Raw genomic sequence first — 12,899 nt, forward strand, 5'->3', positions numbered from 1 at the left:
AGTAAGATCATGCGGGAGTGATCTTGACGTGTTCTGATCGGTCGGCGACGTTCGGGGAGGATCGGTCACGTGGAAGCCGAAAGGAGCTCTCTCGCAGGCATTTTGGCGGGCGATTCTGCTGTATTCGGTGCTGACGAGGGCGATGTCGCTATTGTCGGAATGGCCTGCCGATACGCCGGTGATATTCGATCTCCGGAAGATCTTTGGCAGTTCATTGTCGATCGTCGTGATGCAATATCTGCCTTCCCGCATAATCGTGGATGGAATGTAGCGAATCCGAACAATTCTGAACCGCTCGATTCACTCTATGTGCGCGCTGGCTGCTTTCTGCATGACGCAGATGAATTCGATGCTGGATTCTTCGATATTTCGCCGCGGGAAGCCCTCGCCATGGATCCGCAACATCGTCTATTACTGGAAATCTCGTGGGAAAGTATAGAAAGCGCCGGCATCGATCCGGCGACGCTCAAGGGCAGTCAGACCGGCGTCTTCGTCGGCGTCACCGATAGCGACTACGTCGAGCTCTTGGAACAATCGGAGACGACCGAAGGCTACCGGGTTCTCGGCACCGCACTCGGCATGGCATCGGGCCGTATCTCCTATGCGCTCGACCTCAAAGGGCCGGCACTCACCGTCCACACCGCGTGTTCGTCCTCGCTCGTTGGTCTGCACCTTGCCGTTCAAGCGCTGCGCCGCGGCGAATGCGGCATGGCCCTGGCCGGCGGCGCCGCCGTGATGTCCACGCCCCGGACCCTCATCGAATTCTGCAAGCAGCGTGGCTTGGCGCCGGACGGTCAGTGCAAGCCGTTTGCCGCGGCGGCGGACGGCACGATGTGGGCCGAGGGCGCCGGTGTGCTTCTGCTGGAAGGGCTTTCGGCGGCCAGGCGGAACGGTCATCCGGTGTTGGCCGTCGTCCGCGGGTCGGCGGTCAATCAAGACGGCCGGAGCAACGGGCAGATAGCACCCAACGGGCTCGCGCAGCGGCAGGTGATCGAGCACGCGCTCGCCGACGCCCGGCTCGGCCCGCACGAGGTCGACACGGTGGAGGCGCACGGCACCGGCACGGTGCTCGGCGACTCGGTGGAGGCGGCGGCGCTGCTCGCCACGTATGGCCGGGACCGGCGGCCGGATCGTCCGCTCTGGATCGGGTCGGTGAAATCGAACATCGGTCATACGACGGCCGCGGCGGGCATCGCCGGCGTGCTCAAGATGGTGCTGGCGATGCGCAACGGTGTATTGCCCGCGACCGTGCACGTCGACAAGCCGACGCCGCACGTGAACTGGTCCGGCGGATCGATAGCGCTGCTGACCGAGGGCACCCCGTGGCCGGAGCAGCCGCGGCCGCGCCGGGCGGGAGTGTCGGCGTTCGGCGTCACGGGAACCAATGCCCACGCGATCATCGAAGCCGCCCCGCAGGGCCCCGAGCCGGGCATGCGCTCCGAAGGCGATCCGGCACCTCGCGAATTCCTGGTGCCGAGCCCGATCTCGGGCCGAGGTGACGCGGCATTGATCGAACAGGTTCGCCGGTTGCGCGAACACGTGCTCGCGCACACCGAAATCTCGATCGCCGATCTCGGATTCTCCTTGGCCACAACGCGTACCGCGTTCTCGCACCGCGCGGTGGTGCTGGCTCGCACCAGGACGGATTTCCTGGCCGCGTTGGATTCCCTGCTGGCAGAGCGTGATACGCCGGGCATCCAGCGCGGTGTGGCGCCATCCCGTACTCGGCTCGCTTTCCTTTTCGCGGGTGGCGGATCTCAGCTCGCGGGTATGGGCAGGCAGTTGTACGAAACACTCCCGGTCTTCGCCGCGGCCTTGACCGAGGTCTGTCGGCACCTGGACGACGATCTCGGCTGTTCGCTGCGGGAGGTCATGTTCGCCCCCGCCGGTTCCGAGCGGTCCGCGCTGCTCGACGAGATCGCGTACGGGCACCCCGCGTTGTTCGCCCTCGAGATCGCGTTGTTCCGGGTGCTGGAAAGCTACGGAGTGCGCCCGGATGTCGTGCTCGCTCACTCTGTCGGCGAGCTGGCGGCGGCGCACGTGGCCGGTGTCCTCGCCCTGCCGGACGCATGTCGGGTTGTCGCCGCCCGGAGTCGGCTGATGCAAGCCATGCCGGGCGACGGTGCCATGATCGCGATCGGGGCGCCTGCGGACGCGGTGCTGGCCACGCTAACCGGATACGAAGACCAGGTGAACGTCGCCGCATCGAATGGGCCGTCGTCGACGGTGATCTCCGGCGACGGGGCGATCGTTGCGCGGATCGCCGAAGCGTGGGCGGCACAGGGCTATCGGACTCGCCGGTTGCGCATGAGCCGGGCCTGTCATTCGCCGCATATGGACGGCATGCTGGACGAGTTCCGGAAAACCCTTGCCACCGTCGACTTCTCGCCACCGAACATGCCGATCGTGTCCACGGTGACCGGTGATTTCGCGTCGGCCGAGCAACTCTGTTCGGCGGAGTACTGGGTGACGCAGGTACGCGATACCGTGCGCTTCCAGGAAGGTATGCGTCGACTCGAAAGTTGCGGCGTCACCGGGTTTATCGAACTGGGCCCGGATGGTGCGCTGACCACGCTGGCGCGGGAATGTCTGCCCGATGACGCCGTCACCATACCGATGCTGACCGCGCGTGACGGCGGTGTGCCCGGTGTGATGGGCGCACTCGCCGCGCTCCACGTGCACGGTGTGACGCCGGACTGGCACGCCGTCTTCGCAGGACGCACCACTCGGCGAATCAGCCTGCCGACCTATGCCTTTCAGCGACGGCGCTTCTGGCCCGAGATTCGCCGGGTGCGGACCGGCACCGCGTACGGCCATGACGAGATCGGCCACCCATGGCTGAATAGCGTTACCGCCGTCGCGAATACAGACACCTTCCTGCTCGAAGGCTGCGTGTCCACCCGTACTCAGCCGTGGCTCACCGAGCATCGGGTACTGGGCGCCATCGTGTTTCCGGGCACCGCCATGCTCGAACTCGCGCTGCGGGCCGGTCGACTGCTGGGTTGCGCGCGGGTGCGGGAGCTCGTGCTGGAATCGCCGATGGAATTGCCGGAAGACGGAGAACTGTGGCTGCAACTGGTCGTCGGTACCGCGCACGAAACCGAGGGCCGATCAGTGGAGATCCTTTCCCGGCCCGCCGGGACCACCGATACCGCGCCGTGGACCCGGCACGCCACCGGTGTGCTCGCGCCCGCCGCCCAGCCGCTCGAATACGACGCCAAGGCCTGGCCGCCCGCCGATGCGGCGATCGCTGAGATCGGCGACTTCTACCATCGGCTCGCCAGACGCGGCTTATCCCTCGGCCCGGCCTTCCAATGCCTGCGTGCGGCGTGGGTGGGCGCAGGCGAGGTCTGCACCGAGGTCGATCTCGCCGGGCATATCGATCCCGGTGTCCGGCCGCGGTTCGATCTGCACCCCGCGCTGCTGGACGCGGCTGTGAGCGGCGTCGATTTCATCGCGCCGTCCGACACCGACCCGAGTGGACCGCCGGTGCCCTTCGTCTGGCGGGGCGTATCCGTGTATTCGCGGGGTGCTGAACGCCTGCGTGTTCACGTGGTGCCGACCGGGCCCACCGAGGTAGCCATCACGGCCACGAACGAGGCCGGTGCGCCGGTCATCTCGATCGAGTCGTTGCGGTGGCGGCACGCGCGCGCTCGGGTTGCGCGCCCGGAGCCCAGGCTGTACCTCCCCGGATGGACGCCGATGCCGAAGCCGGCCGACCCGACTTCGCCGCCGGAAGCCCAAATAGTCATCGCGGCAGGCGATGTCGAGCGACTGGCCGCGCTGGCGCGCGAACCGGTCGTACCGGCGGCGGTGTTCGTGCAGTGCTTTGTGCAGGGGGACATCGAGTCCGCGGATCGGATCCGCAGCACCGTTACCGAGCTGTGCGACCTGATCCGGCAATGGACGTCGGACGACCGATTCGCCGCGTCACGGCTGGTGGTGCTGACCCGGGGAGCCGTCGCGGTCGGCGTCGACGAGGGCATATCCGACCTGACGTGCGCTCCGGTCTGGGGGCTTGTCCGCTCGGCGCAGGCCGAGCACCCCGGTCGGCTCGTACTGATGGACCTCGATCAGCACGCGGACTCATGGCGCGCGATGGTGGCCGCGCTCGCCACGGGCGAAGATCAGGTGGGGATACGGGAGGGCCGGTTGTATCGCCCGTCGCTCAGCGGCGACTTTGCCGACTTGCCCTGTCCGGCCGGTGAAGTGCCGTGGCGGCTCCGCCAACAGCAGGCGGGGTTGCTGGACGATTTCGCGCTCCTGCCGCACCCGGAATCCATGAAGCCGTTGCAGCCCGGCGAGATTCGTCTCCGCGTTCGCGCAGCAGGGCTCAACTTCCGCGATGTGCTCACTGCCCTCGGCCGTCTGCCCGGCGCGATCGGGCGAACCGGCGAGGCAGCGGGCGTCGTCATCGAAACTGGCTCGGACGTGGTTGATTTCAGGCCGGGAGATCGAGTGCTCGGCCTGTTCACCGCACCCTTCGCCGCCATCGCGACCACCGATCAGCGCCTTGCCGCCCCGATCCCCGCCGGGTGGTCGTTCGGCGCCGCGGCGGCGTTCCCGGTGGCGTACCTCACCGCGTATCATGCGTTGACCGAGCGCGCCGGGCTCCAACCCGGCGATAAGTTGCTTATCCATGCCGGGACCGGTGGCGTCGGCATGGCCGCGATCCACCTCGCCGCGCACCTTGGCGCGGAGATCTTCACCACCGCGAGCGCAGCGAAGTGGCCGGTCCTGCGCGCGCTGGGAATACCGGACACTCATATCGCGTCCTCCCGTGATCTCGGCTTCGCCGAACAGTTCGGTGCGCGCACCGGCGGCCGCGGGCTCGACGTGGTGCTGAACAGCCTCGGATCCGAGTACATCGACGCGTCGCTGCGGCTGTTGGCGCCGGAGGGACGCTTCATCGAACTGGGGAAAGTCGATATCCGCAGCCCCGAACGGATGCGGGCCGAACACTCCGGCGTCGCCTATGCCGCGTTCGATCTCGCGGACTTCGACGCGGACGACATCCACCGAATGCTCAGGGAGCTACTGACATTGGTCGCTGCCGGGCAGATTTCGCCGTTGCCCGTGCATGCCTGGCCGATCGAGCGAGCGCCACGGGCGTTCCGGTTCATGAGTCAAGCCAGGCACGTGGGCAAGGTCGTGCTGAGCGTGCCGACGGCGGTGAATCGAGACGGCACGGTGCTGATTACCGGCGGTACCGGGGCGTTGGGCGGGTTGGTCGCCCGGCATCTGGTCGGCAAGCATCAGCTCCGGCACGTAGTGCTGGTGAGTCGTCGTGGTCTGCACGCGCCGGGCGCGCAGGAACTCGCTGCGGAGCTGACCGGCGCGGGCGCCACCGTACGCGTCATCGCGTGCGATGTCGCCGATCGTGCGGCCGTGGCCGCGGTGCTCGACGGGATACCGGCTGAGCATCCGTTGACGATGGTGGTGCATGCCGCAGGCACCCTCGATGACGGAGTGATCGAGGCGCTGACGCCGGAGCGTGTCGATCGGGTGCTGCGCCCGAAAGTCGATGGGGCACTGCACTTGCACGAACTGACCCGAGACCTCGATGTGGCGCGGTTCGTGTTGTTCTCCTCCGGCGCGGGACTGTTCGGCGTCGCGGGGCAGGCCAGTTATGGCGCGGCCAATTCCTTCCTGGATGCGCTGGCGCGGCGGCGCAGGTCGGCAGGCTTGCCCGCGGTGTCGCTCGCGTGGGGGTGGTGGGACACCGCGACCGGAATGGGCAGCGACCTCGGCGCCCGGCTGCTTCGCACGCTCGCCCGTAGCGGCATGGCGCCGATGCCGATCACCGACGGGCTGGCGCTGCTCGATTCGGCGCTCGAGTCCACCGAAGCCGTTCTCGCGCCACTCAATCTGATCCCCGCGGCCACCGGCGCGGTGGTCGCCGCGCCCGAGCGGCCGCCGGTCGGTGGCGACGGATCCAGCGTGCGACCGCTGGCGGCCTTGCCCGCCGAAGAGCGTGATCGTGCCCTGCTCGACCTGGTGTGTGCGCACACCACTGCGGTCCTGGGATACGAACCGCAGGGCACGGTATCGATCGAAGACGAGTTCGTCGGCCTCGGCTTGGATTCGCTGTGCGCGACCGAACTTCGCAATCGATTGAACGCGGATACCGGTCTGCGGCTGTCGCCGACGGTGATCTTCGACTTTCCCACGCCGACATTGCTGACCAAGTATCTGTCCGACGCCATGGCAGCCGTGCCCGCCGAAGAAGGCATGGATCTACGCCGCGTGTCGGATAATTCCATACGGTTTTAAATAATACAATTAAATCGACCGATCGACTCTTGAAGAAAACATACAAAACTATTCCAGGAGGAGAGCCCGTGTTCGAAACCTCTGTCCACCGTGCAAGCTGGGCCGCAGGGTTCGCATTGTGCGCCGTTGCTGTGTCTTTTTCGACACCGAACGTCGCGAGCGCCGCAGATAAAGTGATCGACGCGGTGTGCGAATTTTCCGGAACTGTCACTTTCGATCCGCCGCTCAGTGAAAACGCTGAGGACACCAAGGTGGTCGGCACGGTCAAGAAGGATGGTGCTACCTGCAAGGACGGCAAGGGAAAGGCCATCGATGGACCGAAATCCGTCACTTTCAAGGGCAAAGTTGAGGATGAGAAAGGTACCGCGAATGACACGGCCGAAGACGAGGGGGACGTCAAATGGGCGGACGGTACTTTCAGTCATATAACTTCCCATCGGACCAGTGGCAGTGATCCGGATGGTAAAGGTACGGACAAATTCTATTTCAAGGGCAAGGTGTCGGACGATTCGACCAAATTCGCCGGAGACGACGCCGATGCCAAGGGCGCCGAGAAAGTCGAGGCCGATGACAAGAAAGCCAAGAAAGAGGACTTCAAGTTGACAATGACATTCTCGCATCCGGCATCCTGAATATTTCGCATGCCGATCTGACGATATTACGTCGACCGTTTGGGGAGACGGCTGGCTGCCGCCGGCCGTCTCCTGCGGATATCGAGGAGTCGAGTCCATGACCCACGTGTACGACCGGTCTTCGCGCGGAACCTGCGAGCCGGCGATGCCGCCCGAAGAATTCATCGAATCGGCGATGCGCTGGCATTTCTCGCCGGCGACCGGTTCGCCGTTCTGGCTACACAAGGCGCAGGATTTCGATTTCGACCCGCTGTCCGACGTGCGCACGCCGCGGGATCTGGCGTTGTTTCCCGATGTGGCCGACGAGCTACGGGATGTCCCGGTGGGCGATCTCGTGCCACGCGGCTACGGTGCCGATCCAGAGATATACGCGGTATATGACTCGGGTGGGACGACCGGCAAGCCCAAGCGGTTGGTGTTCATGGCCGACTGGATGAATCTGTTGATGGAATGGTCGAGCCGAGATCTCGATATACGCGGATTTCGGCGCGGCTGCCATTGGCTCGCGCTCGTGCCGAGCGGGCCTCATCTGTTCGGTGACTTCACTGCGGAAATGGTGCGGCGCAGGGGTGGCTTCCGATTCACCATCGACATCGATCCGCGGTGGGTGAAGGAATGTATCCGCACCGGCGACAGGGTAGCGACCGCGCGGTACCTGGAGCATCTCGTGGGGCAGACCGAGACTGTGCTGCGCACACAGGACATCTCGGTTCTGGTCGTCACCCCGCCGCTGCTGGAGCGGATATCCCGGAACGGCGAGCTCGTCGAGCTGATCAACCGCAAAGTCGAGTGGATCATCTGGGGTGGTGCGCATATGGGGTCGGATACGCGTCGGGTATTCCGCACCGAGCTGTTCCCGGATGTCAGCTTTTACGGCTACTACGGCAGCGTGACGATGCTCGGCACGTCGATCGAGCGAGCGGGACTCGCGGACGACGAGCCGTGCGTGTTCGACACCTTCTCGCCGTATATTTTCCTTTCTGTGGTCGACCCCGATACCAGAACGGCGGTGGCCTACGGTGAGCGCGGCCAGGTAGTCATGAACCACGTCAGCAAGAGCATGCTGCTGCCGAACAATCTGGAACGCGACCTGGCGCTTCGGGTGCGGGCACCGGAAGGCGGGCTCGGTGATTCCGTCGCCGATATCCGGCCGATTCCGTCGCTGTCCGGCAACCCGGTCATCGAGGGCGTCTACTGAATGAGTGACCTGATCCAGCTGGCCGCCCTCGGTCCGCGTGGACGTTTCCAGGCGGACAACCGCCACGAGATCCGCTCCGTCACCGAGCTGCCGGTCGCCGAGATGTCTTTGGTGCCATCGGTATTCGTATACCGCAGCCTCGCTGCGCTGCGGCAGGCGCCGACGATGCCCGCAGCGGAACGAGCAGCGGCGCTGACCAAGGCGGGACAGCTCTTCGCGACCGAGACCATCGCTGACCTGTCGGTGCGGGAGTACGAGCACGTGGTCAGCCGAGTATCGGGGGTACCGATCTCGGCTGTGCGCGCCGCAACCCGGTATATCGCGGACGTGGCGCGGCAGGTATGCCAGGCGGTTCAGGACGTCAGGCCGGCGGGCGCTGACCGTGATCCGCGCGCGCGGCGGCTCGTATGGTCCAGGCGCGCAGATGTGCTCGCGGTCAATGCCGCAGGCAACCATCCCGCAGCGCAGTCTCGTTGGCTGGAGGCGGTGGCGCTGGGCTACCGCGTGGCGGTTCGCCCTTCGCCTCGCGAACCGTTCACCGCGCATCGCCTCGTCGGAGCGCTCCGCGCCGCCGGATTCCGGGACGACCACCTCGTGCTCCTGCCCACCGAGCCAACGGTTTCCGACGACCTCATCGGCGGCGCGGACCTGGCGCTGGTCTACGGCGGCGAGGTGATCGGTAAGTACGCCACCGATCGCTCGGTGCTAACGCAGGGTGTAGGGCGTTCGAAGATACTGCTGACCGGGCAGGACTGGCGGCATCAGGTGGACGCGATCGTCGGCTCGATCGGTCATGCGGGCGGCACCACCTGCACCAATACCACCGCGATCTTCGTAGAGCATGACCCGGCGCAGGTGGCCGACGCCATCGCGCAACGGCTCGCGAACCTGCCGAGCAGGCCGCCGGAAGCCGAAGATGCCGTGCTGCCAGTGCAATCCGTAGCCACGGCACGAATGCTCGATACGTATCTGCGCAGCCATGGCGCAGGCACGACCGCCTGGCTGGGTGGCGATGGGATCGTCGATGAGCTCGGCGACGGCAGCGCCGTGCTCCGGCCGGCGGTATTCCAGGTGGGGCGCGGTGACGCACCACAGCTCGGTATCGAGCTGCCGTTTCCCTGCGTATGGATCGCCCCGTGGTCATCGGCGGACGGGGTGACTCCGCTGCGAAATAGCCTCGCGCTGAGGGTGATCGGGGCGGACGGGCAGGCGCTCATCGAACAGATATTGGATGAGCCGACAATCGGCACCGCGTATGTGGGTGACTGTGACGATCACTGGTCGACACCCGAGCTCCTACCGGACGGCCGCATAGTCGAATTCCTGATGCAGACAAAGAGCTACGTCAACGCTGTGCTGTGTTGAGCCGCACGAGTTCTCGCGCCAGTGCGGACGGCGTCGGATGATCGAACAGCACGGTGACGGGCAGTGTCAGTCCGGTGTGCGCCGTCAACTTGTTGCACAGCTCTAGCAGTCCCATCGAATCGAAGCCCATGTCATGGAAGGTAGGGTCCGCGGCCGTCGTCTGCCGCCCGAGCACCGCCGCAGCCGCTCGGTAGATGACCTCGATCAACGCATGCTCCGCACCGAGCGGCTGCGACTTGTCGAAAACGTTCGGCACGGGCGGTTCTTCGATCACCGGCCCGCCACCGCCGCGTCGTCCAAGTCGAGCCTGCCGGTGTACACGGCGTCACCGGTCACCTGGGTGCGGTGGCCGAACGATCGCTCGGTGATCGAGAATGCGCCGTCCTCTCGAACCAACAGCACAGTGCTGCAACGAGTTCCATACAGCAGGTCGGCGACGAAGCGAGCCGAGACGGCGCGCTCGTGCCGCGGCGGCAGACCGGTATCGGGCAGCTCGTGGTCGGCGGCGAGGGTCCGGTCGGCAAGTACGCGCAGGTAGCCCGGCACATCGGCAGGATCGGAATCGATCACGGCGTGCAGGCCGCGCAGGCCCTCCCACACCTTCGGCCATGCGGGTGCATCGGATTCGGTGCGAATCTCGGTGGGATCGGCCAGATTCGAGGAGCCGAGCAGGGCGCCGTTGGACAGCCCGTGCAGTCCCGGAGTGAGTTCCAGCGGGGTCGCGGTGCTCCGATTGCTGTGCCACCACAGCGATTCCAGGTCCGAGACCACCAGGTTGTAGCCGTTGTAGTCGTCGGGGGCTGCCGCGATCGCACGCGCGAATTTCTCGGGTCCGGTCACGCCGCGCAGGTACGCCATGGGCAGTGCGCCACGAGAGCGGGCGTCGGTGCGGTGTTCCCTGCGGCCGTAGACGTTGGTCACCGCCGCGAATCGGCGATCGCCGGGTACCAGGCCTAGCCACGAGCCCGGCACCTGGTTGTCGACCTCCAGATCCCGGCCCGCAAGCAGCCCCGGTACCTCGGGCCACCAGCGCAGCGATTCCGTTGGGCGGGTGTAGAACTCGTCGCGGTTGGCCGCCACGATCAGCCGATACTCCGGGTGTGCGCGCCAGCCGATCAGTACCAGACACATGGGCTTCAGCATGCCGGACCGCGTCCCGGCGGGAATGCTCGAATCGCCGGGCAAGAGTGAAAATCCGAATGGCCTGTCCGCGCCGCCCGGCGACAACGAAAACGGCCCGGAACCAAAAGGTTTCGGGCCGTATCGTTTGTAGCGGGGACAGGATTTGAACCTGCGACCTCTGGGTTATGAGCCCAGCGAGCTACCGAGCTGCTCCACCCCGCGTCGGGTGTTCCCCAACCCTACACACTGCGTGCCTAGATGCGAAAACGCCTGGTAGGGCGTGTCGAAGCGAGGCTGGACGACTCGGAGGCGGGCACCCGTGAGCCACCAGGGAGTGTGGTCTGGATCACTGTGCTGGGGTGTTTGAGATAGACATCACTCGTCGTTTCCCGAATCGTGACCGAGGTTTATGGTTGCTGCTTAGCTTGTGGGCGCGAGGTCGCCGCGGTCCGGGGATGGGAATGGCCGCAGTTCGACAACTGATGCTTGATTCTGATTTCAGGAGTTGCTGATGGCGCTGACTCATCGCGGACATCGGACCGAGCGGGCGGCTGTGCCCGCGGCGCAGGCGGGTCCGGCCGGTTTCACGCATCGGCAGGTGCTGATCATTCTGAGTGGCCTGGTCCTCGGCATGTTCATGGCGGCGCTGGATCAGACGATCACCGCGACCGCCGTCCGGACCATCGCCGATGACCTGTCCGGCTACTCCTTGCAGGCGTGGGTCACCACGGCATATTTGATCACCGCGACATTGACAACGCCGTTGTACGGCAAATTGTCGGATATGTATGGCCGCAGGCCATTTCTGCTCGCCGCGATCGCGATATTCGTCGGCGGATCGCTGCTGTGCACGGTGGCGCAGTCGATGTATCAGCTCGCGGCGTTCCGTGCCATTCAGGGCGTGGGGGCGGGTGGGCTGATGTCGCTCGCGTCGGCCGTGCTCGGCGACATCGTGAGTCCGCGCGAGCGGGCGAAGTACCAGGGGCATTTCCTGGCCACCTGGGCGACGGCGAGTGTGATCGGCCCGGTGCTCGGCGGGCTTTTCGCCAGTCAGCACGCCATTCTGGGGATCACCGGGTGGCGCTGGGTGTTCTTGATCAATGTGCCGATCGGCCTGATCGCGCTGGTTGTGGTGTATCGCGTGGTGCGGATGCCGAGGAGTAATTCGGCTCGGGGGCCGGTCGACTGGCTTGGCACGGTGGCCTTCGCCGCCGGCATCGCGCCGTTGCTGATCGTGGCGGAGCAGGGGCGTAGCTGGGGATGGACCAGCGTGGGCGCGTTGGCCTGTTACTCGATCGGTGTGGTCGGGCTGGTCGCGTTCGTCGGTATCGAAGCGAAGATGGGCAACGCGGCGCTGATTCCGTTGCGGCTGTTCCGAAATCGGACTTTCGCGCTCGGCGTCGCGATCGCGATGGTTGTCGGTGCGGCCCTGTTCGGCGGCATCATTCTGGTTCCGCAGTACCTGCAGGTTGTCCGGGGTGCCAGTCCGATAGCCGCGGGTCTGCAGCTGTTGCCGATGGTCGGTGGGCTGATGGTGGGTTCGATCGTGTCGAACCGGCTCATCTCGCGGACCGGTCGCTACCGAGCCTTCCCGATTATCGGCACCGCCACGGTCGCTGTCGGCTTGTTCCTGTTCCACTATCTGACGCCGGATACGCCGCTGTGGCGAACCATGATCTTCATGGCGATCACCGGATTCGGGCTGGGAAATCTGTTGCAGCCCATCACCTTAGCCATCCAGAACGCCGCTGCGCCCAAGGACATGGGTGTATCGAGCGCGGCCGCGACCTTCTTCCGTCAGGTCGGCGGCACGCTCGGTGTCGCGGCGATGCTGTCGACGCTGTTCGGCCTGCTGCCGACCAAGGTGACCGCCGCGATCGAGGCGGCTTCGACCCGCCCGGCGTATCAGCAGGCGGTGGTGGCGGGTTTGCACAGCGGCAACCCGGCCGACGTGGCCTTCGCGCAGGGGCTGGTGCATCACGACCAAGCCGCGGTCCAGAAGGTGCTCGACGACAGTTCGGTGATTCAGCAGTTGAACCCGACTCTCGCTGGGCCGTTGCAGACGGGCTTCGCCGAATCCATGTCGACGGTGTACGTCGCCGCTTCCGTGCTCGCGGTGGTCGCATTGGTCATGGTGTTGTTCTGGAAGGAGATCCCGCTGCGGGAATCCGGCGGGGTCGAGGATTCCGATGTCAGCGCGGGCGGAGCTGTCTGAGAAACTGCGAGTGGTAGTCCGAATTGAGCGATAATTCGGACAATCCGTGCGGCGGAAGAATCGAATATTAGCGACACGTTACGTTGTAGCTAAT

8 protein-coding genes and 1 tRNA gene are annotated in these 12,899 nt (G+C 65.6%); 6 read left to right on the forward strand and 3 right to left on the reverse strand.

The window, feature by feature from the left end:
- The first annotated feature begins 69 nt into the window (after positions 1–69).
- The 4 genes from ACIBCN_RS34240 to ACIBCN_RS34255 all read left to right on the forward strand — a co-directional run bounded on the left by ACIBCN_RS34240 (position 70) and on the right by ACIBCN_RS34255 (position 9,468).
- On the forward strand, positions 70–6,273 hold the full coding sequence (locus tag ACIBCN_RS34240) for a type I polyketide synthase (RefSeq protein ID WP_396995839.1): 6,204 nt from the start codon (positions 70–72) through the stop codon (positions 6,271–6,273).
- Between the two features lie 68 nt (positions 6,274–6,341).
- Positions 6,342–6,905, forward strand: coding sequence for a hypothetical protein (locus ACIBCN_RS34245; protein WP_396995840.1), 564 nt, complete (start codon positions 6,342–6,344; stop codon positions 6,903–6,905).
- A gap of 97 nt (positions 6,906–7,002) precedes the next feature.
- Positions 7,003–8,103 (forward strand): phenazine antibiotic biosynthesis protein, encoded by a 1,101-nt coding sequence (locus tag ACIBCN_RS34250; protein WP_396995841.1) that lies wholly within the window; start codon positions 7,003–7,005, stop codon positions 8,101–8,103.
- Positions 8,104–9,468: an aldehyde dehydrogenase family protein gene (locus tag ACIBCN_RS34255; RefSeq protein ID WP_396995842.1), complete on the forward strand. Its 1,365-nt coding sequence runs from the start codon at positions 8,104–8,106 to the stop codon at positions 9,466–9,468.
- Here ACIBCN_RS34255 and ACIBCN_RS34260 read toward each other — a convergent pair.
- Positions 9,449–9,742: an acyl carrier protein gene (locus ACIBCN_RS34260; RefSeq protein ID WP_396995843.1), complete on the reverse strand. Its 294-nt coding sequence runs from the start codon at positions 9,740–9,742 to the stop codon at positions 9,449–9,451. The two genes, ACIBCN_RS34255 and ACIBCN_RS34260, sit on opposite strands and share 20 nt — an antisense overlap.
- The gene (locus ACIBCN_RS34265) at positions 9,739–10,599 is read right to left on the reverse strand and encodes an NRDE family protein (RefSeq protein ID WP_396995844.1); all 861 of its coding nucleotides are present in this window, start codon (positions 10,597–10,599) and stop codon (positions 9,739–9,741) included. The genes ACIBCN_RS34260 and ACIBCN_RS34265 overlap by 4 nt, the downstream gene beginning before the upstream one ends.
- Here ACIBCN_RS34265 and ACIBCN_RS34270 point away from each other — a divergent pair.
- Complete coding sequence (locus ACIBCN_RS34270; RefSeq protein ID WP_396995845.1) at positions 10,598–10,741, forward strand: hypothetical protein; 144 nt, start codon at positions 10,598–10,600, stop codon at positions 10,739–10,741. The two genes, ACIBCN_RS34265 and ACIBCN_RS34270, sit on opposite strands and share 2 nt — an antisense overlap.
- Here the strand turns inward: ACIBCN_RS34270 and ACIBCN_RS34275 are convergent.
- A tRNA-Met gene (locus ACIBCN_RS34275) sits at positions 10,739–10,812 on the reverse strand. The two genes, ACIBCN_RS34270 and ACIBCN_RS34275, sit on opposite strands and share 3 nt — an antisense overlap.
- Positions 10,813–11,101: 289 nt before the next feature.
- On the opposite strand from ACIBCN_RS34275, the gene ACIBCN_RS34280 reads away from it, so the two are divergent.
- Positions 11,102–12,805, forward strand: coding sequence for an MDR family MFS transporter (locus ACIBCN_RS34280; RefSeq protein ID WP_396995846.1), 1,704 nt, complete (start codon positions 11,102–11,104; stop codon positions 12,803–12,805).
- The last annotated feature ends 94 nt before the right edge of the window (positions 12,806–12,899 follow it).

This window comes from Nocardia sp. NPDC051052 (assembly GCF_044456045.1).
Classification (GTDB): domain Bacteria; phylum Actinomycetota; class Actinomycetes; order Mycobacteriales; family Mycobacteriaceae; genus Nocardia.

What these genes read in the sequence shown, in the direction of transcription:
- ACIBCN_RS34250 (WP_396995841.1), top strand. Translation starts at nt 7,003, where the DNA reads ATGACCCACGTGTACGACCGGTCTTCGCGCGGAACCTGCGAGCCGGCG.
- ACIBCN_RS34280 (WP_396995846.1), top strand. Translation starts at nt 11,102, where the DNA reads ATGGCGCTGACTCATCGCGGACATCGGACCGAGCGGGCGGCTGTGCCC.
- ACIBCN_RS34270 (WP_396995845.1), top strand. Translation starts at nt 10,598, where the DNA reads ATGGGCTTCAGCATGCCGGACCGCGTCCCGGCGGGAATGCTCGAATCG.
- ACIBCN_RS34255 (WP_396995842.1), top strand. Translation starts at nt 8,104, where the DNA reads ATGAGTGACCTGATCCAGCTGGCCGCCCTCGGTCCGCGTGGACGTTTC.
- ACIBCN_RS34265 (WP_396995844.1), bottom strand. Translation starts at nt 10,599, where the DNA reads ATGTGTCTGGTACTGATCGGCTGGCGCGCACACCCGGAGTATCGGCTG.